Here is a 23,567-nt window from a genome sequence, read left to right as displayed (position 1 = left end):
CTTTCGCCGTCCTCAGAACGCTTCGCGTTCTGATGGGCTGCACAAGACCTTCGGTCTTGTGAACGTGGGCTGAAGCCGACGTAATATGCCACGAACCACGTGACATAGGCTGGTTGTAATCCCAACAGTGATTGTATCCGAGTTATCATACAACGATAGACATGCGACATGCTGCTGCGGGGAACGCACTCATGCTCAAGATGGCCACGAGTGCGTCTCAACTCTTACACAACTTACACACCTTTGCAGCCCAACCAGCAGCGGTTGGCATGTCACCCAAGCGCTCCCCACGTGTGGCTGTAACGGGGAGTGGGGCCGATGGCCCGGCCTGCTGCTCACGGCGCTGGACGCCTGTGAGTGTCACTCCATTATTGGAGGGCAACATCGAGCGGATACCCAACACGCCACACCTACACCGTGTGGGCCGGAGGTGCATCAGCGAACCCGCACGTTCACAGCCGGGGTAATCAATCTGGTTGGATTACCCACGGAGGAATCCCACGACTTCAGTCGGGAAGGAGATTAAACGGGAATTAGAGCCTACCAGTCTTAGCCTGCTACAATTGTCAACGGATTGGTGCGCAGTGACATGGGGCCTGACAGTGAATGCGGCTTCTAACCAAAATGGTCGGTGTACACGTTGAAATTTGACTTAGCTATCAACTCTCTCGGAATCATGTCCCTGGCATCTCATTAATTTTCTGTGAACATAGGTTAGATGTGGAACGTCCGTTTTAGCCTATAGACGGGGAGAAATGACCTCAATCGGATGTGAAACAGATTGGTTAACTAGTGCGTGTAGTTGTTCAGAACAAGAGATTCCCGTTGCAACTATTGTTCTGTCAGTGTCTCCAAACTGTTCGACGAGTGGCTCACCGACATCAATACTTAGATCATAATAGTCGGACTTATATCCAAACGAACCAGCCATTCCACAGCACTCAGTATCAGAACGAATTACATCATATCCAAGCCGTTCGAACACAGCATCGGTGTATTTTGCAACACCAATCGTACGGGCTTGACAGTGCGGGTGGTACGCGATATCGGAGTTGTTTGTTGGTGGGGCAAGAGCATCATGATCGGCACCATTTTCAAGTAGCCCGTAGACGTACTCCATAATTTCGTATGAAGATTGTTGGAGTTGAGTTACGTCTCGATTGTTAAGAAGACGCTCGTATTCAGAAGTGAACATCGCTACATCACTTGGCTCAATGATAACGATGTCTCGGCCAGCGTCAAGATGATCAGCAAGAACAGCATACACGTTTTCTGCTTTTCTTCGAGCGGTAGCCACCATTCCTTGAGATAGGGGTGGACGACCGCTTCCACCAACCTCGGGAACTTTGATATGAACATCTAATGCCTCAAGTACAAACACGGCAGCTTTCCCGCGCTCTGGGTTCGTATAATTTGTATATAGATCAGGATACAAAACAATCTCACGAGTGGCATCTTCAGCCGGAACTTTCGCATTTCCCCGTTGCTCAAACCACTCGGTAAATGTTGTCGTTGCAAACCTAGGTAAATCACGCTGGCTATCAAATCCAGTGATTTTTTCTGCTATAGATCGCGTAGGTGACAAGTCCGTGATCCAATTCGACACAGGCGCGAACATCGATCCAAGCTTGACAAGTTGTTCGTAGTTACCAGCAACTCGCTTTGTTAGATCCATTCTGGCTGGTTCCTCGTCAGGAAGTAAAGGCTCGTATACCCAGCCATATTCGCTTGAATCATGATTCTGGTGGTTGAGCCGATCACGAACAACTGTATTAATCCACGGAATATCAATCTTCACAGGACATGCCTCAACACATCGAGAGCAGCCAGTACAAAGATCATTGAATTCGCCCGCTACATCAAGACTTTCAACTCCTGCTTCCCATCCACTTGCAATCCCACCTGAGTATGTTTCACCCCCGAATACATGACCACCAACACTCTGAAAGTTCCCGCATACGTTAGAACAGGCGGAGCAACGAATACAGTACAATGTTTCACGGAGATCAGGATCCTCACGCATCGACATGCGACCGTTATCAACAAGCACAAGATGAAATTCTCGGTCTGTTTCTGACTGTAGCTTTCTATCTGGGTTATTGAAGTTAGGAATTGGGGTTTCAACGGGTGGAGTAAAGAAAGACACATAGGACGTAATATCTTGACCAGTTCCAGACTTGCCAATTAGTTCAACAAACGGGGCAATATCTTCAACAGACGGAACTAATTTTTCGACACCGGCTACAGCAATATGAGTGTCTGGAGCAGTAACTGTCTTTCTTGCGTTTCCTTCACTTGTCACGAGTGCGATTGTGCCTGAATCGGCGGCAATGAAGTTTGCACCAGTGATCCCTACGTCGGCATCTTCAATCAGATTCCCAAGCTTTTCTCTGGCAAATGCAGTCAAATCCTCTGGCGTATCAAGAGGTTCATCCGGATCAAACTCTGATTCGAATAACTCACTGATACTTTCTCGGGACTTGTGGATTGCTGGGGCAACAATGTGGGATGGTGCTTCTTCTGCAAGCTGTAAGACCCATTCACCAAGGTCTGTTTCAACAACGTCGATACCAGATGATTCTAACGCGTCATTGACTTCTAATTCCTCAGACGTCATCGATTTAGACTTAACAACCCGATCCGCATTGGTAGACACTTCTGAAATATATCGATTTGCGTCAGCTGCGTCCTCGGCGATGTAGACTGATCCTCCCCGCTGTTCAATCGTCTCTGTTACTGTATCTATCAATTCCGGAAGCTGCTCAATTGCTTCTTCCTTGATCTCTCTGGCTTCATCTTTCAGTGATTCATAATCTTCCAGTTGGGATGTCGTTTCATATCTCCCCTGATTGAATCCCCGAGTATTTTCAGCAATTGCGTCGCCCTCTGCTTCCATGTGTCTACGAATGTGCTCAGCGATATCAGATCGTTTGCTACTCATTGTTTTCCCCGATCATAATAACGATTACTTCCTCCGGTCCGTGTGCACCCTGAACAAGTCCTCCCATGTCTGCCGTAGCACTTGGCCCCGTGGCAACGACAAAGGATGCATCACTCTCTTGAGTTCTACCACCAATCCACGTAATCGCCTGCCGCATACTTGCTAAAAGATCGTCCTCATGCAGCACAACAATATGACGGTTATTAAAAAGACTAATCGGCTCGGTTCCTTCAGGCGTGGACTCAATTAATACGCTCCCATAATCTGCAACACCAGCAGCAGCAGGCGTCACACCGGTATGTGCTTCCTTTAATTCACCAGCGGTGATATCTGTACTAATTGAATCAGGAAGCGTTACACCGTCGAACGGCAGCGAAACGCCAGTGGCAGGCTGAACCAAATGCTCCTCAATCAGATCAGCACATGCTTCAGGAGAAGTATGATATAACGAGATCCCATGATCATTTAATGAAGACCGAAAGGTCTCAACAGCAGATTGACTCATTCCGATTGTACGTTTTGACTGACCGTATTTGTGCGTTCTGTCCCCTAACAGTTGTACACTTATTGCTTATATTTTACTCAGTAGGGCGAAATGTACAAAATTATAAATTTTGCGCGCGCGGTGAACCAATATATTATACATAATCTTTATTTCACCCAAACACGCATTATATAATAATTATTACTTAAGAAATGGAAACTTATTTGAGTTACCTCTCCACATATAACAGTGGACATGCATATGAAGCATGATAACGGTATGCATTGTTTAGTAAATAACTGGGTGAGAGTATGGTTGGAACTGTAGAATTACTACTTGCAACGATTCCACTTGTAATTGCAGCAGTCCTGTTGGTTGGCTTTTTCTGGCCGGCAACTCGGGCAATGCCTGTTGCATGGGTAACTGCACTCGTTGTTGGTTACGTAGTGTGGAACATGCCCTGGGAATGGCTTGCTGGGGCATCGATTGTGGGCGTTATGACCGCGTTAGAGATTCTCTGGATTGTATTTGGAGCGCTCGTGTTATTGTATACATTGATGCAAACAGGGGCGTTTGATCGGATCAATGCAGGATTTGCGGCTGTCAGTGACGATCGGCGTGTTCAAATTATCTTACTGGCATTTTTCATGGCAACGTTTATTGAGGGGGCAGCTGGATTTGGAACACCAGCTGCAGTTGTTGCGCCGTTATTACTTGCACTTGGTTTCCCAGCCCTTGCAGCAGTTATTGCTGCCCTCATCGGTCATATTATTGCTGTCACCTACGGTGCTGTTGGCACGCCGATTATTGTCGGAGTTGAGTCCCCGCTCGGCGATGTTGACACGACAAGAGAGGCAATTCAAGCAGAGGGTATTGAAGTGGCCGACTTCGCTATTGAGGTTGCGGCATGGGCGGCAACGTATCATGCAATTGCCGGATTTATAATGCCGCTATTTGCTGTCGGGATGATTGTGTACTTCTTCGGTGAAGAACGGTCAATTAAACCAGCACTAGAAGTAGCGCCACTATGTCTGTTTGCGGGGATCGCATTTGCTATTCCATACTGGGCATCTGCATGGTTCTTGACAGCTGAGTTCCCAGCACTTATCGGTGCAATGGTTGGTGGAGCAATCGTTGTTGGAGCACTGCGAGCTGGATACTTCAGACCGGAAGACGAATGGGATTTCCCCGCTCGCGAAGAATGGCCAGACCACTGGGTTGGAACCATTGAACCTGGGCAATCAAACGATAGTGCGGATGAAACGCTGGATATGCCGATCCTCAAGGCATGGGCCCCATACATTGTGCTAATTGCGTTACTTATTGTTACTAGAATTTGGGAGCCTGCTGCCGACTTTATCACTCAGTCAGTATTCACAATACAGTATGAGAATATCCTTGGTACTGGTCTAGATGAGAGCATTGAGTGGATGAACGTCCCCGGGTTCTGGCTAATTCTGAGTGCTCTTATTGCTATTCCACTGTACGGAATGTCTACTGACGATGTCAAAGCGGCATGGAGCAAAGCAGGGAGAAAGATCGCCGCACCATTTATTGCACTTATTTTTGTGATCGCAATGGTGCAGGTGATGTTACAGTCTGGTGGACATGAAGCAGCACTTCAGATGATTGTAGAGGATGAAGAAACCAGTGTTAGCATGATTGAGGCACTTGCAATTACGACGGCAGACATCGCTGGAGATGGGTATCCGTTTATTGCCCCATTAATCGGAGCGCTCGGAGCTGCAATGGCTGGATCTGCTACCGTTTCGAACATTACATTCTCAAATTTCCAGTTTGTTTCTGCTGATCAGCTTGATTTGCCAAAGCAGATTATTGTTGGTGCACAAGCAGTTGGTGGAGCAATTGGTAATCTTGTAGCAATTCATAATGTTGTTGCTGCGTTGGCAACAGTGGGTCTTGTTGGACAGGAAGGTCGTGTTATGCGGCTGAATTTAATTCCACTTGTATACTATGCAGTTGTTACTGGAGTTCTTGCCTTGCTGTTTAGCTATGTGTTCTTCCCTGATGTCTTCTGATTAAGCATAGCCATACTATTGTGAACTACCCCTGCCTACTCACTCACCGCTGACGCGGTTCGTTCCTTGAGGATGGGGACGTAGCCTGCAAAAGTTAAATGTGAAAACAGACCGTCCCCCGCTAATTCAAGTGCGAACGCTGGTCTTACTGTTGTTCGCCAAGTGCTTTGGCGAGTGCTTCGATAGGTGTAGGCGGACTTTCGTCCGCTTCTGGTCTATCTTCAAGCTGAGTTCTGCACGACGCGCCCGGTGCTACAACACGATCTCCTGAACTTTCTCTAATTTGATCATAGAGGACTTCTCCAATGGATTTACTCATTGAGTAATGCTCAGCTTCGTATCCGAACGAGCCGGCCATTCCACAGCATGTGGAATCAAGTGGATCAACAGCATATCCCGCTCGTCGCAGAAGCCCAACAGCGTGATGATCTTTTGCATGTGACTTCTGATGGCAGTGCCCGTGATATGCAAGATGCTCATTTGGTGCATCAAATGAGACTTCCCGATCAAGCTTGTACCGGTCAAGGTACTCACAGATTCCGTATGTGTTCTCAGCAACCAACTTGACTTCATCATGATCGAAGATATCAAGATAATCTGATTGAACCATAACAGCGTCTGACGGTTCGATTAGCACTACATCGTAACCGGACCGGACATATGGAAGGAGTTCATCGACTGTCTCTCGTGCCTTTTCAGCAGCCTTACCAATCATTCCTTTTGAATATGCTGGACGGCCCACATCGCGAGGCTGCAGAAGTTCAACATGGGTATTTGCTGCTTCAAGAACGGAAAGTGCTGCTTCTCCGACCTGTGGATGCTCGTGGTTAGTATATATATCAGGAACAAGGACAACTTTGTGTTCCGCTGCTTCTTGGGGTACTGTAGGCTCATAGTCAGATGTCCGCTTGGCAAATGTGTTGCGGCGGAACGTTGGCAAATCCCGTTCTCGAGAAATTCCAAGAACCTTTTCTGTAATAAAGCCGCTTCCCGGGACCTTTGTTGCCCAGTTCGAAAGTGGTGCAGTTGCAGAGCCTAGCTTAGCTAATGTCTCGAAATTTGCAAACATTCGATCCCGAAGTGGTGTTCCATTCTGCTGGTGATGTTCATATTTGAGCTCTGCTTTCATCTTAGCCATATCCACGCCACTTGGACAGTCGTGCTTACACCCCTTACAGCCAATACAAAGGTCCAGTACTTCTTCAACAAATTCGTCACTAAACTGCTCCTCTTCAGACAGACCACCGCGCATGGCTTCACGTAGCGCATTGGCACGACCACGAGTAGAGAGTAATTCCTCTTCCTCAGCCCGGAAAGTCGGACACATTATACCGCCGGTGGTTGATTGTTCTCCCCGACAGCCGCCACAACCGTGACACAGCTCAACCATCCCCTGGAAGCCGTTATCATTGTCCCACTCTAGTTCAGGGTCGAAGCCAGCATCAAATGAATAGTCTGGTCCAAATCGGTGATTTTCCTTCATGTCTGTTGGGTTATTCTCTTGGAAAACCACTTGTCCTGGATTCAGAAGCCATTCTGGGTCGAATGCAGTTTTTAATATTTTAAACTCCTCCCACATCTCGTCACCGTAGAGCTTTCGGTTCCATTGAGTTCGTGCTCGTCCGTCTCCATGTTCTCCCGACACAGAGCCATCATACTTCACCACCAGAGAGGTTACAGCGTCAGCAATTGATTCCATCATTTCTACACCTTCCTGTGTTTTTGTATTTACTAAGGGCCGAATGTGGAGAACTCCAGGCCCAGCGTGTGCATAGAAGCTCGCGTAGGTATCATGATCCTCAAGCACGTCTTGGAAGTCCGCAACGAAATTACGGAGATTCTCTGGTGGAATTGCAGTATCTTCAATGAATGCAACGTGTTTTTCATCGGTGGTTCGAGACAGTAGGATTGGAAGTCCAGACTTTCGTAATTTCCAGATTTTCTTTTGTCGATCAGCGTCGTATGCCTCAAGTGCGTCAAATGCAAGTGCCTCCGCATCTGTAACGAGGCGATCTTCATCTGAATCAGCACTCTTTTCCGGCTCAACAGTCGGACACCGATCAGCTAACAGATTTGCGACTTTTTGTTTGCCTTCCTCAACGCTGTCGGCATAAAACTCAACAATAAGAACTGCTGCTGTTCCCTCTGGGAGCATATCAGCGACAGAGGAAAACTCGGGTGTTTCCTGCGCCAAGTCTATCATTACATTATCAAGAACCTCAACAGCGGCAGGATTATGTTCAGTGATTGGCGCCACGTCATCCATCGCATCAAGCACAGTATCATACGCGAGTAACGCCATGCTCTTTTCTTCCGGAATCGGCTCAAGAGAGACTGTTGCTTCGGTAACAATTGCTAATGTTCCTTCGCTGCCACAGAGTAATTTTGCAATATTTACTGTGCCGCCTTCTGCATCTGGTTCACCAATACCTCTCTGGGCTCCCTGTGCATCCTCAATCAGCCAATCTAAGTTATACCCTGAAACATTACGTTTGAGGTCTGGATATACTTCCTCGATCAAATCACTTTTTTCGTCAATAATCCTGGCAACCTCTGCATATATTGTAGACTCAAGACTGTCCCCTTCAGCTAACTTGGGAAGATCACTAATATCGACTTCGCCGAATGTTGTAGTTGTTCCATCAGCTAAAACCACTTCAACCTCTTCGATGTACGCGTCTGTTTTTCCATATTGGAGTGAATGTGCTCCCGTAGAATTGTTTCCGATCGCACCCCCAAGTGCGCTTTTATCCCCCCACGCTGGATCCGGAGCGAACTTTAGATTATGTGATTCAAGTGCCTCATTCAGTGACTCAAGATAAATCCCAGCTTGTGCGGTTGCAAGGCGATTGTCAGCGTCAATATCAATGACATTATCCATATATCTCGTAAAGTCAAGAACAACCGCCTCGTTGACTGTCTGTCCGGCGAGACTTGTGCCACCACCTCTGGGAAGAACAGGGATATTCTTCTCAGCACAGAGCTCAACGACACCTGCGACATCTGCCGTTGTCTTTGGATAAATAACGCCAATCGGCGTTACCTCGTAAATACTAGCATCGGTCGCATATAGCTGACGAGAGTACGTGTCAAACCGAACGTCTCCGTCAATACGCTGGTCGAGTTGGTCGACCAGATCAGTGTGCTCAAGTGTATTACTTTGATAATCGTAGTTTGCGCGCGGATCATCTGCAGGATCGTCGTAAAGAGGTGGTGTAGCTGTCATATGATGCGGTGAGTTTTGCTTAATTTGGTATCTCTCCCGACCTATACCAATGTGAATTATCTTGTTTGCTGATTTGGATTAGGATTGTGTTGCAATACAGTTTACGCTAAAAATTAATGACTTATGTCGTGTTAATAACTTCCGTTTTCTTTGGTTGTAGATATATGATATTACTGGTTCAAAACACAGCTGGGAACAGGTATACAGATACGGTCGCCAATATACCACCAGCAATCAGATAGTACGCAACTGGTATAAGATTTAGACGAATAACCCGGCCTGTTTTTCCGACTAATCCAACTGTTGCTAGTGCAGCAATGACATTATGAATAGCGATTACATTACCAATCGCACCACCAACAGACTGTGCACCAACCAGAATCTGAGTTGGCATATCAAGGCTGCGGGCGACTTCAAACTGGAACGCGCTGAATGTAATGTTACTCACTGTAATTGAGCCAGCAATAAATGCGCCCAATGCGCCGACGATTGGTGCAATCATCGGATATGCAGGACCTATTGTCGCTGCCGTTGCATCAGCGAGTATAACAATCATACTTCCATCAGGAGTTGCCTCGGCGGCTGTTACACCGGCCTGAACATGGGCGTTTGTTTCGAGCATAATCTCAACCATCGCAATGACAAAGACAAGCGCAATTAGTGGTGATATGATTTTGCTACCAGCTTCACGCCATGCATCCACAATGTCTTCGGAGTTCATGCTGAATATCGGAATGGCAATCAACGCGCTAAGTAAAAGCCACGTTCCTGGCACGTATGCCCATTCAACTGCTCCGCTGAGCTCAGTGCCAAGAATCCCAGACCATTCAATAATTGGTCCAAATGAAAAGTCACCAATCGGAGTACTAACGGTAGCAATCGGGCCGCCTTGTAGGGTGTCTGCAACTGGTTCGATTACCCGCGTTCCGATAAGAACGATGACAAGCACAACATATGGAGACCAAGCTCGAAGCAGTGACATTGAACCCGACCCATCAGCTGTGGTCTCATCACTCCCTGGTTCAATTGTCCCGACCCAGTACTCTGGCCACTCGTTCCGTGGTGGGAACGTCCAAGTATCACTCGGTTCAAGGTACCCGGCCCGCAGGACAGCAACAACAATTGCACCTCCAACCATCGCGGCAAAAAGCGATGGCAGCTCTGGCCCGATAAACCATGCTGTCAACATATATGGGACCGCGAATGCAGCACCGGAGAACAGGCAAAGGGGAAGCACACCCCATATCGGTGCAAGTGAACGTTGTTCTCCGAAGAAATATGTTATCATTCCGACGGCAAACAGTGGCATCAAAATACCGAGTAGCCCGTTAAAAACTGCTGCCCATCCAGCTGCCGACGCCGAATATCCAGCAACGCTCATCCCTTCTGCAACGATTTCTGGCTCAACACTTTCTAATGGCTGTTGGTAGCCAACAATAATAGGGGTTCCAACGGCCCCAAAGACCGTTGCTATGGCGTGTCCAATTAACGCGGCGATGACTGCTGCAAGGGCTGGGAATCCCAATGCAAGCAACAGCGGGGCGACAACAGCAGCTGGCGTTCCAAATCCAGCAACCCCTTCAATAAATGTTGCAACAAAGAATGCTAATAGAACAATCTGCACACGCCGGTCCTCACTAATTGACGCAAATCCTTCGTTAATCCGATCAACTGCTCCTGAGTTCATAAGCGTGTATAACAGGACAAGCGCACCAAATACAATCCATAGAATCTCAATGGCTGCCAATCCTCCCCTAATACTCGCAGCAGTAATCCAATCTACAGGCATGTCCCAAATAACGAATGCAGCAACGCCAGCAACGACCCATGCAACCGGCATTGCTCGCTCAGCCGGCCATAGAAATCCGATGAGTAGAATGGCTACAATAACAAGTGGGGAAATGGCGGCACCAATTTCCACAAAGCTAGCCATCGCTTACCTCCGGAGATTTTACACCACGTCTATATCGGCTATGCGAGAAACGACAGGTTAAGCAAGATAACGATGCCATCGTGTCAGAATTTTTTCGACTGCATGTATTTCCATCGATATTATTTCTCTATATTAATGATGAAAATAAATGTACAATTCAGCTCGAATGTCATCGTTATGAATCCTCACGTCAGGAGCTGACTGAAGTAGCTTTTCTAAGCTACCTCTCTGCTCTTAAGGACCATCCACGGATACGATTGTCGGGGAGAACAGAACAGTTTACAGGACAATTGAGGGAGCCACCGCAAAGGATGTTTCCCGACTATTTCACCGGCCTTTATTCTTATGTCCTGCCTCCTTCGGGTTTATATCAGAGATCAATCCTGAACAATTATGTACATGGAAGATAACAATGAATTGCCAATGTCGGATACCGAACGACATACAGAGATTGCGTCAGCTGGCAATCTAAATCTCGACCGCCCAGATGTTGAGGAGTATCAAGACCTTGCTAGTGAATTGCGCTCCCGGGTAAGTGGCGAAGTGAAATTTGACCGCTACGCTCAGGTACTGTATGCAACCGATGGCAGCATCTATCAAGCACAGCCAGCAGGTGCTGTTTTGCCCAAATCAGCTGCCGACGTGCAAGCGGTTATTGAGGTTGCATCAAAGCATGATGTGCCTGTTTTACCACGTGGAGCCGGGTCATCTCTTGGTGGACAGACAGTAGGACCAGGATGCATTGTTCTTGATTTCACCCGCCACATGGATGATATCATCGAACTCCGTCCCGAGGACCAACGAGCAGTTGTTCAGCCTGGTCTTGTACAAGACCATCTTGACGAAGCTCTTGCTGAATATGATCTTAAATTTGCTCCAGACCCTGCTTCATCTAACCGATCCACAATTGGTGGGGGTATCGGAAACAACTCCACAGGCGCGCACTCAGTTCGATATGGAATTACTGACGCATATACAGAGGAGCTGCAGGTTGTTCTGGCAAACGGTGATCTTATTCACACCCGAGAGATTGTGCTAGACTCAGATGAGTACAATGAGATTATACAAAAAGACAACGCTGAGTCTCGTATCTATCAGACGGTTAGACAGCTGGTCGAGGAGAACAAGGAAGAAATTGAAAATCGGTATCCGAATCTTAAGCGCGTAGTAACTGGCTATAATCTTGACCGTGTAATCTACGAAAACGAAGAAGGAGAAGACGTTATCAATCTGTCCAAGCTTTTTGTTGGAGCCGAAGGAACGCTTGGAGTGATCGTTGAAGCTGAAGTCTCACTGGTTTCTGTCCCAGAGGAAACAGCTCTCGCGCTGTATTTTTTCGATAATCTTGTCGACACGATGAAGGCGGTCCCAGAGGCGCTTGAATTTGATGTAAGCGCCGTTGAATTGATGGATGATGATGTCTTTAGAATGGCAGCAGAATCAGAAGGCTATTCAGAGTATACAGATCCAATCCCCGAAGGCGCAAAAGCCGCGCTCATGCTTGAATTTGATTCTGAACTAGTTCATGACTTTGAGGACGCAATCGCCGAGACAAATGATTTTTTTGTTAAGAATGGCAATGCCTTCGATGTCGTTGAGGCATACTCTCAGAAGAAACAAGACCGTATCTGGAAGCTTCGAAAGGCGGTTATTCCACTGCTGATGTCAATGGAAGGAGATCCTAAACCTTATCCGTTCATTGAAGATGCTACTGTCCCACCAGAAGAACTAGCCGAGTATGTGCAAGGGTTTGAAGAAGTCCTTAATGATCACAGTACATCGGCCGCATACTTCGCTCATGCAGGCTCTGGGACATTGCATATCCGCCCAATCCTGAATCTCAAAGAACAAGAAGGGATTGAGAAGATGCGATCAATTACGCAGGACGTGACCGATCTTGTCGTTGAACACCATGGGTCATTTTCCGGTGAGCACGGCGATGGAATGGCACGAACTGAGTTTACCCCAAAGATGTATGGTGAAGATCTGTGGGATGCATTCAAGCAGATCAAGACTGCTTTTGATCCAGACTGGATCATGCATCCTGGTAATGTCGTGTACCGAGATGATCCCGAAGACTATGGACCCGACAGTGGTCGCGGCGTTGGAGCTGATATGCGGAAGAACCTTCGCTATGGGGCAGATTATCAGTCCATTGAGCCGCAGACCGAACTTGACTTCACCGAAGAAGGCGGGTTCTCACATTTAGTTGAACTATGTAATGGGTGTGGAACTTGTCGCCAGACAGAGAGTGACGTGATGTGTCCAACATATCGTGTATCTAAAGAAGAGACACAAACAACGCGCGGTCGAGCAAACATGCTTCGCGCCGCAATCAGCGGCAACCTCCCTGAAAAAGAACTTCACTCAGAACGCTTCCAAGAAGAGATCATGAACCTCTGTATTGGTTGCAAAGGCTGCAAGAGTGATTGTCCAACTGGAGTTGACATGGCAAAGCTTCGTGCAGAGGTTAAACATCAGCATCACGAAAAAGATGGGGCTGGTATCCGGGATAAACTCTTCAGAGATGTTGATCGACTCTCAAAGGTCGGAAGCATGTTGGCCCCAATCTCAAATATCGCGCAGAAAGTTCCGGGAAGCAGAGAGATTCTATCTAAGGTAATGGGTATTGCAAAAGATAGAAAGCTTCCGACATTCCGTCGCACAACACTTCTTGATTGGTTCGAACAGCGAGGCGGACCACAAATTTCCGAGCGAGAGGCGATCGACAAGGTTGTCTTGTTCCCGGACACATACACGACATACAGCTACCCGGAGCCTGGGATAGCCGCTATCAAAACACTAGAATCGGCAGGCATTCGCGTCGAGATCATGGATAATCTTGCTCCGTCAGGACGGGCTGCTTTCTCAAAGGGATTCCTTGACACGGTTCGAACCCGAGCAGAACAAAACGTTGAGTTGCTCGATCCAAAGGTTCAGGATGGATATTCCGTCATCTTTGTTGAACCATCTGACGCTGTCATGTTCCAGGATGAATATCTGGATATACTCGACGGAGAAGCAGTCGGACGAGTTTCTGGTGCCGCCTTTGGCGTTCTTGAGTATATGGATCAGTTTAGAGTAGACGAACGACTTACGTTTGATGCACCGGATCACCACCTTACATATCACGGCCACTGCAACCAGAAGGCAACAAACAAAGACCATCACGCTGTTGGTGTGATGAGACGGGCGGGATATGCTGTTGATCCGCTTGACTCAAGCTGTTGTGGAATGGCCGGGTCATTCGGTTATGAAAAAGAACACTATGGAATCTCAAAGGCCATTGGGCGTCTGGTGTATGACAAGATTCGCCAGAGTGATGGAGACCGTGTTGTTGCTCCTGGAGCGTCGTGCCGGACACAGATTGAGGATGGTCCAGTCGGTGATAAGCCAGATCACCCAATCGAAATGGTTGCAAAAGCAGTTACTGGCTCTGCTCAATCAGAACATATCAGTGCGTCTTCACCATCAACAACCGCAACAAGCGATGACTAACAAGTGAACAGTATCCCCTAATCAAGACCACCGTTGTACTGTAACGTACTCTTACTCTGTCCTAAAAAGATATATCAACGTAGTACGATTTGGATCTATCTTAACTTTTGCAGGCTACGTCCCCGTCCTCAAGGAGCGAGCGAAGGGAGCGAGTAGGGAGAGGATACAGCCGTCCGCTCCTTTACTTCCCGAATGTTCAAGTGATAGGAAAACTAACATATTAGTAGTGGTTGAGGAGACATTCAAGTACGCTGCAACGCCGGAAGACACTGAGATAGCTACTACTGCATGGGCCCCATATTCAGACGTGTCGAGAAGTATACAATCACGCGCTCACACAAGAATATCGGCCACGCCTCGGATTGGACAAGCTTGGAGTTAAAGCAACTGCGCAGGCAGTAGGTCAGGGCATGGCCGAATCAGTGCCTGCGGAGACTGTGCTCTCTGGGGAGACTGAGGACCCATCCGATAAGGTGTCTCCAAAGCGCGTCGTTGAACCAGGAAGCCCCTGCCTCAAGGAACGACCCGCGTCAGCGGTGAGTGAGTAGACAGGGGTAGTTCACGAGTGTAGGTAACAGCCAAAGTTGGCTCAAATATCAAGGTGGGAAGTAAATCCATTCATAAGCTCGGTGTTGTCAATCCCTGTTTTAAAGTATTCCGCGGAGGGGCCCTTGGCATATATCGGAACATCCTGAGCACTGTGTGCGTCTGTTCCCCATGCAAGGCCTGCCCGCTCATTAATAACACTATCTCGGCCACGAATTGCGTTTGGGTCATTGATCAGTTCTGCAGCTTCATCATCAGAAAGGTCATCAATCCCAGTGTATTCTTCAATCGTATCACGGACCTCGCCAATACTAATTGCGTCTTCTAATTCTTCTGCAATTCGCCATTGTGAGACCTCTTGATTTACAATCGGATCCCAATCCATATAGTACGAATCACGGCTGAGAGACAATCCGCCTGTTTCGTGGTCTGCGACGTTAACGACAAGAGTGTTATCAGTTTCATCTGCATAATCCATGCCAACTTCGACCGCGTAGTCATGCTCAACCTGCTCAGGGATCATTGCTGGATCGTTGGCGTGTCCGTAGTGATCAACACGACCACCCTCAACCATTAAAAAGAACCCTCTGTCTGATTGCTCCTGCAGTATTGAGATAGCAACTTCCGTCATTAGTTCCAATCCAGGCTGTGTATTGTCTGGATTATGTAACCGGTCAATGTAGTAGTCAAGATGTCCGCTTTCACTGAACAGTCCCAGCACCTTCCCCCCAGAGACTGACTCAAGGCCATCTTTTGTTGTTACATATTCATAACCCTGCCACTCTGCTTGCGCGATCAAATCTTGGCCGTCGCTACGATCTTCTGGGCTAAAGTGTGACCGATCTCCTCCAAGGAGTACATCGATATCTTGTTCCTGGATATATTGTCGTGCAATTTCTTCCTGCATACCACGGCTCTCTACGTGAGCTCCGAATGTTGCTGGAGTCGCATGTGTCATCTGTGTCGTCGTAACTAATCCAGTTGCGTATCCGGCATCGTTTGCTTTCTCTAAGATTGTTTCTATCGGGCGCCCAGCATGGTCAACTGAGACTGCTCCAGAATATGTTTTATATCCTGTCGACATTGCAGTTCCGGCTGCCGCTGAATCCGTAATCAACTGACCATCTGGATCATCAGGATACGTTGACATTGAACCTTTAATATCAGCCTGGTCAATACCCATTTCCACGTCTTCAATCATTCCGGTGTTAATATTCAATGGAAACGCCTCAGGATTCTTTTCATACGCTCGGTAGTAGCGTGCCGCTGTATCCTGTGTTTGCCCGCCTCCATCAGGAATAAAGAGAATCAAGTTCTTCGGATCTGAGACACCAAGTCCCTGGTTAGAACCACCAAATCGGTCACCAAGACCAATGTCAATAGCCGCTCCACTTCCCATCGCCCCCAAGGCTCCCATAAATGTCCGCCGGTCTGTATTATCTGTGCCACCGTGATCGATGTCATTTGTGTTGCTTTCTGACATCACCTGAATTGACACAAGCACCTTACAAAAAGTATTATAATATTTATATTTTCCAGAATATACTGGTATAGTGAGACACATAATCCATACGCTACGGTACTTTTCGTGAACCGCCTCGGCCTGCTCCGCCTGTAGATATCTGGCGTTAATCTCAAATACAAAATCCACATGGGATATATAAATAAGGATAAGTGCCAGAGCAGTTAGTTCAAAATGGACTACAATGGTACCAAGGCGAGAGGCTCCACTTTGGCTGGGCGACAAAACAAGTTAATCATAAGTCCCATCTGACTTCCAGTTTTTAACTTCTACAAGCTACGTCCACGTCCTCAAAGAGTAACCGAATGCGGCGAGTAGACAAAGTAGTTCAAACTGGGTGTCCGTATTCGTCTGTTTCTCGACCTGATTCCTTCGAATCCAATTCTTTTGTTGCTGATCCTTTCGTTCCCGTAATCAGATAAACACGTTCGCGTGGGATCCGAGTGAGCTCTTGTCCTTCAGCTACAAACCACCAGTGGTCTGTGGTCTTATCGTAGACAATCTCATCTTGTTCAACTGTTTTTGAACCTTCAGGTGTTTCGTAGGTAATGGACCCATCAATGATTATTACCATACAATTAACCCGCTGTGCGTTAATGACTAAAAGGCTGCTATGAGTAATACTAGCAAGAATATAACACTATGTACAGGCGGTCGAAGCGACTGCTACGGGGCTTGACCCCGGAGAGGTTCATTGTTTGCTGAACGCGTATAAATAAAGACAATATTATGAACAGCAAGTTGCTCTGAGATCAGCCCCTGAGCAACCCTACTTGCTATCTTGGTGGATCTGTCGAGATACGGTTAAGCAGTTCAAACTCAAATATTATATCATCAGATAAATATCTAAAATGAATTTGACACCAGCACTCATCAAAGAGTATGATAGGAAAGTTCCTGCAGATCTCGATACAGCAACATTTGGATTGGGATGCTTTTGGGGACCAGATGCAGCATTTGGATCTCTCAATGGCGTTGTGCGAACACGTGTTGGATACGCAGGTGGAACAAAAGACAATCCTTCATATCAGCTCATAGGTAATCATACAGAAGTAGTTCAAATTGAGTATGATCACAGCCGAATTTCGTTTACTGAGCTATTGGATTATGCATTTGACCAACACAATCCGTCTTATCAGCCCTCAAAGCGCCAGTACCAAAATGTCATTTTTACTATAACGCCGCAGCAAAGAGAAGATCTTGATACATATCTTGAAGAAAAGTTATGCAATCAATCAGATATAAAAACGCGCATTGAGCAAATAGACAAATTTTACATGGCAGAAGATTACCATCAGAAGTATAATATCCAGGGAAAGCGATGGATTATGGAGGCATTCTACAATGCGGGCTACAACGATAACGATATCAGAGACTCACCTACAGCTGCGATGCTAAACGCTCATGTAGCGGGACATTCAGTCGATGTTCCATTTATCAACTGAACGATTCCTCTGTATCTCAACCGAGTTATATTGGTTACTGCTACATTCACCGGGAAATATGTCAAAATATTATGTGATCGGCCGTGAGAGACGGCCAAATATTACTCAATCGGTGGACGAAGATGCGGAGACCCAAAATCTTGGATGGTGCCATCATCAAGTTGAACTCGATAGCTCGGTTCTCCGTGATTTTTGGCTCTATTCATCCCCATAGAGTGTACAAGCAACTGCACAACTATGCCATGACGTCCATGATATTCTTCGTATGCAGGATGAGTCACGTCCGGGATGTCAACCCGTACGCGGTCACCAAGTGCAAACGATGTCATGTCTTCTCGTGATGTATGGTATACACTGACTACATATACGACTATCTCAAGAAGCAATGTATACATTAGATATATCAATAAAGCTTACTTGTCACGATTGTTGTTTTATTCTGTCATCGGCCTCAAACACGGGGCTCGGGACCTGTCAGCAAACTCGGCCCTATCCAAAAAAGAGAAATCCAGTGCATTTGGCTTCCATAGCGTCCTCGCTCCTGACTTGATAAGATATTGACGAACACCTCTCTAACCGGACGGCTGATGAGTCCATCTGCAGTAGATCGGGGACCCCGCCTCGTTATCTAGTTTGAAACAAGGAAGTAGCATTTAGCTCTCACAGACTAAGTCCCCCATTCTCAAGGAGCGAACGACGGAAGCGAGTAGGCAGGGGTATTTCACAGACGGTATGAGGCGGATACCACGGGGCTTGCCCCCTTGGAGGCGGCCGACACTCAATGACGCCAACAACGTTCAACAGTGGGGCTGGTTCTCTCTATTGTATAAACATTTGTCAGGTAGTGGCTTGGGATATGAATGGATCTATTACAGGCAGATGTCTCGCGGTGGATGGGCCACCAGTTGACTAGCTCTTAACTTAGGGGCAGTGAACGTGACTGGTCAGACCAGACCTACCGAACTACGGTCTAGTAGAGCGAGAGCCCACTGACAAACCTCGGGGTCGTACAGAGATCGAAGATTCCCCTGATGACAAGACACTTCACTTCTCGAGCCACTTGACGCCGAGGCCGTTGACTAGTCAACTACCCGAGGGCAAAGAAATAGTTTCAGTGCTAAGATGGTTTACATATTAGTCTCTGTTTAATTGCAGGAATAATACGGTCAGCACTCCGACGAGCACCAACAATATTTGATGCGAATGGCCCAACAGTACACAGCGCTAATGCCCCCGTCACATACAACGGTGTATCTGTTTTATCATGGTGGTGCCACCCAAGCGTATCATCATCAAGGACAGGAGACCCCCGATAACCCCGCTCCAAGTTTAACGAATTTGCAAGCCGGTCAACTAATGGAATCTGAAATGAAGAATCAAACCCTGTAGCAAGAACAGCCCGGTCTGCAGTTATTTTGTCACCGCAGGCAAGTCTAAGCTCGACTTGATCACCCTCCTGCCGTGCTGATACAACATTCCCTTCCGTAAGATCAAGAATACCATCCGACCGATAGCTGTCAATTTTATCATATAGGTATGGAGGCATTGTTCCGTCATTTCTTACCTCACATATCAGGTTATACCGCTGTTGTGACGCCGGCGGATACTGATGAAGTTCTCGTTCGATGTGATCCCAGTTGAGCCATGGGGGAGGTGCTTCAGTGGTTTCCCACTCAATTGGTGATTTAGTAAGAACTTGGATGTGTTCTGTTTCTGACCCGGTATTTTTAATTTGTCTGCCAGCAATGGTTGTTGCTAATTGTCCAGCAGTGATTCCACCTCCTACAACAATCGTCCGCTCACAGCGTCTCGATCGATTAAACTCCCCCCAAACATGCTTAATATCTTCAACGTTGGCAGCCCATTCAGGAATTGTTAGCTGATCGCCAACTCCAATGGCGAGAATGCACGTATCAACCATCATGGAACCATCATCAGTCTCAAGAATAAGTTGGACACTAGATTCGCTCGACGAATTAGTGACATACTGTGCATTTTCAAGCTTAGAAGTCCAATGTAATTTGTCAAGTTTCGACCGGCTAATAACATTGTCAGCGTGGTCAAAAAATAATGACTGTGTTGGACGCTCAGGATAATGAACGGTCTCCACAAGTTCTCCTCCGCGGTGATTTGCTTCTGCGTAAGTCTCTAATGAGAACGGATCTGTTCCGACGTGATGGACATATGGTGATCGAAGTGTCTCCATCCCACAGGCTGAAACTCGCTGTCTGAATGTACTCAGCAATTTCTTATTTGGATCAATGACGACAAGTTCTGATGCTGTAATCTGTGTCTCCTCGAGTATTCGACCAGCCATATAAACACCATGAATACCGCCTCCGACAATCGCACATCGAAAACTTTCCATTGCTATACCTACCTTTGTTCTCTAATTTATTAAATCTATTTAGTATAATAACAAAATATATTAATATAGATATTAGTATTATTATAGTGTGAGCGAACAAACAATACCAATTACAGTTCTATCCGGTATACTCGGAGCTGGAAAAACCACAACTGTAAATCATCTGCTTAGTACTGCCGCTGATCGCGATATCGGCGTTTTAGTTAACGATATGGGTGAGGTGAATGTCGATGCTGACCTCGTTGCTGAGTCATCAGATATTTCTGAAGAAGACGAAGAGTTAATTGAACTCTCAAATGGCTGTATCTGCTGTGAACTTCGAGGTGATTTGCTTGAGGCAATTGATCGGCTGACATCCGAAAAAAAGTTTGACGCTGTTGTGGTGGAGTCAACTGGCGTAGCAGAACCGCTTCCAGTCGCACAAACTCTAACCCTCGGATTTGATGGGATTGAGGATATGGATTCAACAGATTTCCACGAAGAGACGGGGGTTGAACCACTTGAGCACTGCTACCTTGACACAACTGTCACAGTCGTTGATGCACATCAATTCTCTGATGCAATGTCATCTAATGCGGTGCTTGATGATGATGGGACCGACAAGCACCTCGGAGATTTACTTGTTGAGCAGGTCGAGTTCTGCGATGTACTCGTACTAAATAAGTGCGATCTAGTTGATGACGAAGAACTTGATAAAATCGAATCCCTGCTTGAGACTCTCCAGCCACGGGCAGAGATTGTCCGAACCACGCACGGTAAAGTTAATCCAGACTTGCTGGTAGACACTGAACTATTCGACTTTGAGGAAGCCAGTCAGTCAGCTGGATGGATGAAGGAGCTTCGAGAACCACATGAGAGTGCAGAAGAAGAGCACGGTGTTACTTCATTCGTGTTCGAGTCTGACCGGCCATTCCACCCTAGTCGCTTTGCCACGTTCCTCGATGAGTTCCCTGACCGAGTCGTTCGATCAAAAGGTCATGTCTGGCTTGCTGGACGTGACGACCGTGCCATTGAACTTCATGTTGCAGGCCAGTCGATTCGAATAGCTCCCGGAGTACAGTGGGTAGCGAGCTTGCCGCTGGAAGAACAGCAGAGAGTCTTCGAGAAATATCCTGAGCTCAAAGAGGAGTGGGAAGAGCCGTATGGAGATCGTCATACCCGACTTGTGCTAATCGGGGCGTCAATCGATCACGATGAAATTCGCACTGACTTACATAAGTGTGTTCTTGATGACGAAGAGATGAACAGCAACTGGTCAACACTTGACGATCCTCTTCCCGAATTTAACATACCTGAGGGCGATGAAAACACTGATTCCGACTCGGATGATGAATCTACAGAAGTCGGAATTGCTGAATAGCTTACCATCTACAGGCTGTACTCCTGTTCTCAAGGATCGGCAAACGGGAGTGTGACACAGTGCATCCCCGCTAGTACTATTGAATGTGGTTGAAGACTCCTAAATACTTCTGAAAATCAGAACGGTTTTCACTATATTTACTCTCTATCCTTCAGACAGAACCACCAGTCGCGGTATTCATATTCATCTGATTCGGCGTCTGATTTCCGTTGTTTAGCGGTATTCATATCAGATGGTGGAGCAAGTAAAACACGATCTCCAAAGTTGTCATTGTTCGGCCAATTCGCTGGAGCAGCCACGTTCTCTTCATCCGTAGTCTGCAGTGCACGGATAGACCGAAGGATTTCATCAATATTTCGTCCAACTTCCATTGGATACTGAAGTTGCAAACGAATGTCCCCATTAGGATCAACAACGTATACTGTTCGAACCGTACTTGTTCCCATCTTGGGGTGAATCATCCCGAGCCTTCTAGCAACTGAAGCTGTATCGTCAGCAATAATCGGAAACTCAATTTGTTCGTCAAGCTCTTCTTCAATCCATTCAATCCATTTGATGTGTGAGTGCACTCGATCAACAGACAGTCCAATAAGATTAACGCCTAAATCGGAAAATTCATCGTATCGTTGTTGAAATGCTACAAACTCAGTTGTGCAGACCGGTGTAAAGTCACCTGGGTGACTGAACAGTACAAACCACTCATTTTCGTATTCGTCAGGAAGTGAAAGTTCTCCGTGCGATGTCTGAACGGTAAGATCAGGAAATGACTCTCCTAGTTGTGGTTGTTGCGAAACAGGTTCGTGTTTCATCTATCATGAGTAAGTTTATGATTCTCCTACATAGATGTTGTTAACTTATTCCATGACTTAATAAATGGTATCTGTACGAATCCAAAAAGACACTAAAGCATTAAGCTTGCCCAAAGGTAGAAGTGAATTACAGTATCTCAAAGCGAAAGGACTGGCCTTGGCTGTCGGAGGAAGTCAGTCCTGTTCACTTATCCCTTCGGTGGACCTTTGAGGATTGGGACATAGCCTGTAAAAGTTAGACATTACTACCATTTCACGGGGCCCAATGGCCGTTTTCATCGAAATTTGAGAAAGTCAATTCAAAATCACGCGTTTGATATCCAGTCCTGTTGCACGTCGAACAACTGCTTGGACTGGGTCAGCCGAATTAACCAGATTGTTAGAGTCTCCATCAAGGATAGTAAGTGCTGCTCGTTTACCGGGGGCAATTACACCAACATCATGATCGACGATCTCAGCACCAGCCGAAGTCGCCATTTGAAGCACCTCACGAGCGGTGACATCAAATTGTTTTGCCGTATATGCCATTTCGCGGAACATTGACGGCGGATTAAGCATTACATTATCGCTCCCGAGTGCAACAGTTGTGTGATCGAGTAAGTCCCGTACTGGAGGCGTTCCAACATCGAGGACAGCATTCGCACGAGGACATACTGTAACTGGCACTGACTGCTCAGCAACTCGAGTAAGATGCTCCTGCTTTGCGTGCACCATGTGGATCAATAAATCCGGTTCTAGATCAAGCGCTGGATGTATGTCGGTTGCATCTGGCTCTCCAGCGTGGATCGCAAACAGAACGTCACGGTCTCGACAAGCAGCACGTTCTTTGGTAAAATCATCGTCCTTTGCTCCTGAAGCGCCATACCCGTCGGCAATATCAAGAACGGACGAATCTCCACTTCCAAAAATAAATGGGTCAATCGATAGGGGTTCAGCCGCTTCACGAAGTGCACGGGCGCCAGGGATGCCAGACTCTCGAAAGTCCAGACAAGAGACAGTACCAGTCTGTTCCATAAACTGGAGTGTTCGGCGCATCGCCGATACAAGATCAGATTGATCAGCACCTGCTAATTGTTGATGTTTTAGACTATCTGGAGGGGCTACTGCTTCCTCAAGTGACTTTCCGACAGCTGCTTCTTTAGCAACAGAATCTCCAAGGTGGGTATGTGCGTTGACAAATGCTGGTAGGATAATATCCGTTGATTCTGTATTTGCCCTTTCAACTGCCTCAATCCGACCGTCGTTAATAATAACACGACCGCGGATTGGATCAAAGGATTTCCCAGCGAGAATCGTCCCCGTGATTTCTTTCATGCTCGCATTCTGCACTGAATAACGATATGATCTTTGAATATGCTTCGTTCATAACTCAGCAACTATTATTTTGAATTGTAGC

General features: G+C 46.9%; 14 protein-coding genes and 1 pseudogene. 5 read left to right on the top strand and 10 right to left on the bottom strand.

Features of this window, described 5'->3' with window-relative positions; translation table 11 throughout:
* Positions 1-739: 739 nt before the first annotated feature.
* Together K0C01_RS10735 and K0C01_RS10730 are read right to left on the bottom strand one after the other, a co-directional pair.
* Positions 740-2,941: an LUD domain-containing protein gene (locus K0C01_RS10735; protein WP_221169693.1), complete on the bottom strand. Its 2,202-nt coding sequence runs from the start codon at positions 2,939-2,941 to the stop codon at positions 740-742.
* Positions 2,934-3,446, bottom strand: coding sequence for an LUD domain-containing protein (locus tag K0C01_RS10730; RefSeq protein ID WP_221169692.1), 513 nt, complete (start codon positions 3,444-3,446; stop codon positions 2,934-2,936). The genes K0C01_RS10735 and K0C01_RS10730 overlap by 8 nt, the downstream gene beginning before the upstream one ends.
* Positions 3,447-3,736: 290 nt before the next feature.
* On the opposite strand from K0C01_RS10730, the gene K0C01_RS10725 reads away from it, so the two are divergent.
* Complete coding sequence (locus K0C01_RS10725; protein ID WP_221169691.1) at positions 3,737-5,464, top strand: L-lactate permease; 1,728 nt, start codon at positions 3,737-3,739, stop codon at positions 5,462-5,464.
* Between the two features lie 145 nt (positions 5,465-5,609).
* Here K0C01_RS10725 and K0C01_RS10720 read toward each other — a convergent pair whose 3' ends face one another.
* Positions 5,610-8,690: an FAD-binding and (Fe-S)-binding domain-containing protein gene (locus tag K0C01_RS10720; protein WP_221169690.1), complete on the bottom strand. Its 3,081-nt coding sequence runs from the start codon at positions 8,688-8,690 to the stop codon at positions 5,610-5,612.
* Between the two features lie 178 nt (positions 8,691-8,868).
* On the bottom strand, positions 8,869-10,623 hold the full coding sequence (locus K0C01_RS10715; protein WP_221169689.1) for an L-lactate permease: 1,755 nt from the start codon (positions 10,621-10,623) through the stop codon (positions 8,869-8,871).
* 423 nt (positions 10,624-11,046) lie between these two features.
* On the opposite strand from K0C01_RS10715, the gene K0C01_RS10710 reads away from it, so the two are divergent.
* Both K0C01_RS10710 and K0C01_RS10705 read left to right on the top strand, forming a co-directional pair.
* Complete coding sequence (locus K0C01_RS10710; RefSeq protein WP_221171260.1) at positions 11,047-14,121, top strand: FAD-binding and (Fe-S)-binding domain-containing protein; 3,075 nt, start codon at positions 11,047-11,049, stop codon at positions 14,119-14,121.
* Positions 14,122-14,519: 398 nt separating this feature from the next.
* Positions 14,520-14,669 (top strand): annotated as a pseudogene (locus tag K0C01_RS10705) (RNA-guided endonuclease TnpB family protein); the annotation flags it as partial.
* A gap of 41 nt (positions 14,670-14,710) precedes the next feature.
* Here the strand turns inward: K0C01_RS10705 and K0C01_RS10700 are convergent.
* The gene (locus tag K0C01_RS10700) at positions 14,711-16,150 is read right to left on the bottom strand and encodes an alkaline phosphatase (RefSeq protein ID WP_221169687.1); all 1,440 of its coding nucleotides are present in this window, start codon (positions 16,148-16,150) and stop codon (positions 14,711-14,713) included.
* A 367-nt stretch (positions 16,151-16,517) separates the two neighbouring features.
* Positions 16,518-16,763, bottom strand: a complete 246-nt coding sequence (locus tag K0C01_RS10695) for a hypothetical protein (protein WP_221169686.1) — start codon at positions 16,761-16,763, stop codon at positions 16,518-16,520.
* A 277-nt stretch (positions 16,764-17,040) separates the two neighbouring features.
* Between K0C01_RS10695 and msrA the strand changes: the two genes are divergently transcribed.
* Positions 17,041-17,634: a peptide-methionine (S)-S-oxide reductase MsrA gene (gene msrA, locus K0C01_RS10690; protein WP_221169685.1), complete on the top strand. Its 594-nt coding sequence runs from the start codon at positions 17,041-17,043 to the stop codon at positions 17,632-17,634.
* 101 nt (positions 17,635-17,735) lie between these two features.
* Here msrA and K0C01_RS10685 read toward each other — a convergent pair whose 3' ends face one another.
* A complete protein-coding gene (locus K0C01_RS10685; protein WP_221169684.1) occupies positions 17,736-18,029 on the bottom strand; it encodes a DUF8139 family protein in 294 nt (97 codons plus the stop codon).
* A 722-nt stretch (positions 18,030-18,751) separates the two neighbouring features.
* A complete protein-coding gene (locus K0C01_RS10680) occupies positions 18,752-20,002 on the bottom strand; it encodes an FAD/NAD(P)-binding protein (protein WP_221169683.1) in 1,251 nt (416 codons plus the stop codon).
* Positions 20,003-20,090: 88 nt separating this feature from the next.
* On the opposite strand from K0C01_RS10680, the gene K0C01_RS10675 reads away from it, so the two are divergent.
* The gene (locus K0C01_RS10675) at positions 20,091-21,362 is read left to right on the top strand and encodes a GTP-binding protein (RefSeq protein ID WP_221169682.1); all 1,272 of its coding nucleotides are present in this window, start codon (positions 20,091-20,093) and stop codon (positions 21,360-21,362) included.
* A gap of 137 nt (positions 21,363-21,499) precedes the next feature.
* Here the strand turns inward: K0C01_RS10675 and K0C01_RS10670 are convergent, their stop codons facing one another.
* Both K0C01_RS10670 and K0C01_RS10665 read right to left on the bottom strand, forming a co-directional pair.
* Positions 21,500-22,171 (bottom strand): peroxiredoxin, encoded by a 672-nt coding sequence (locus K0C01_RS10670; protein WP_221169681.1) that lies wholly within the window; start codon positions 22,169-22,171, stop codon positions 21,500-21,502.
* Between the two features lie 294 nt (positions 22,172-22,465).
* On the bottom strand, positions 22,466-23,485 hold the full coding sequence (locus tag K0C01_RS10665; RefSeq protein ID WP_221169680.1) for an amidohydrolase family protein: 1,020 nt from the start codon (positions 23,483-23,485) through the stop codon (positions 22,466-22,468).
* Positions 23,486-23,567 lie beyond the last annotated feature (82 nt).

Origin of the sequence: Salinarchaeum sp. IM2453 (genome assembly GCF_019693215.1) — an archaeon.
GTDB lineage: Archaea > Halobacteriota > Halobacteria > Halobacteriales > Salinarchaeaceae > IM2453.
This window is presented reverse-complemented; position numbering and strand designations above follow the sequence as displayed.

Excerpts from the sequence above, each read along its gene's own strand:
- K0C01_RS10685 (WP_221169684.1), bottom strand. The coding sequence starts at position 18,029 with ATGTATACATTGCTTCTTGAGATAGTCGTATATGTAGTCAGTGTATAC.
- K0C01_RS10725 (WP_221169691.1), top strand. The coding sequence starts at position 3,737 with ATGGTTGGAACTGTAGAATTACTACTTGCAACGATTCCACTTGTAATT.
- msrA (WP_221169685.1), top strand. The coding sequence starts at position 17,041 with ATGAATTTGACACCAGCACTCATCAAAGAGTATGATAGGAAAGTTCCT.
- K0C01_RS10715 (WP_221169689.1), bottom strand. The coding sequence starts at position 10,623 with ATGGCTAGCTTTGTGGAAATTGGTGCCGCCATTTCCCCACTTGTTATT.
- K0C01_RS10710 (WP_221171260.1), top strand. The coding sequence starts at position 11,047 with ATGTCGGATACCGAACGACATACAGAGATTGCGTCAGCTGGCAATCTA.
- K0C01_RS10695 (WP_221169686.1), bottom strand. The coding sequence starts at position 16,763 with ATGGTAATAATCATTGATGGGTCCATTACCTACGAAACACCTGAAGGT.
- K0C01_RS10735 (WP_221169693.1), bottom strand. The coding sequence starts at position 2,941 with ATGAGTAGCAAACGATCTGATATCGCTGAGCACATTCGTAGACACATG.
- K0C01_RS10670 (WP_221169681.1), bottom strand. The coding sequence starts at position 22,171 with ATGAAACACGAACCTGTTTCGCAACAACCACAACTAGGAGAGTCATTT.
- K0C01_RS10680 (WP_221169683.1), bottom strand. The coding sequence starts at position 20,002 with ATGGAAAGTTTTCGATGTGCGATTGTCGGAGGCGGTATTCATGGTGTT.
- K0C01_RS10665 (WP_221169680.1), bottom strand. The coding sequence starts at position 23,485 with ATGAAAGAAATCACGGGGACGATTCTCGCTGGGAAATCCTTTGATCCA.
- K0C01_RS10730 (WP_221169692.1), bottom strand. The coding sequence starts at position 3,446 with ATGAGTCAATCTGCTGTTGAGACCTTTCGGTCTTCATTAAATGATCAT.
- K0C01_RS10700 (WP_221169687.1), bottom strand. The coding sequence starts at position 16,150 with ATGTCAGAAAGCAACACAAATGACATCGATCACGGTGGCACAGATAAT.
- K0C01_RS10720 (WP_221169690.1), bottom strand. The coding sequence starts at position 8,690 with ATGACAGCTACACCACCTCTTTACGACGATCCTGCAGATGATCCGCGC.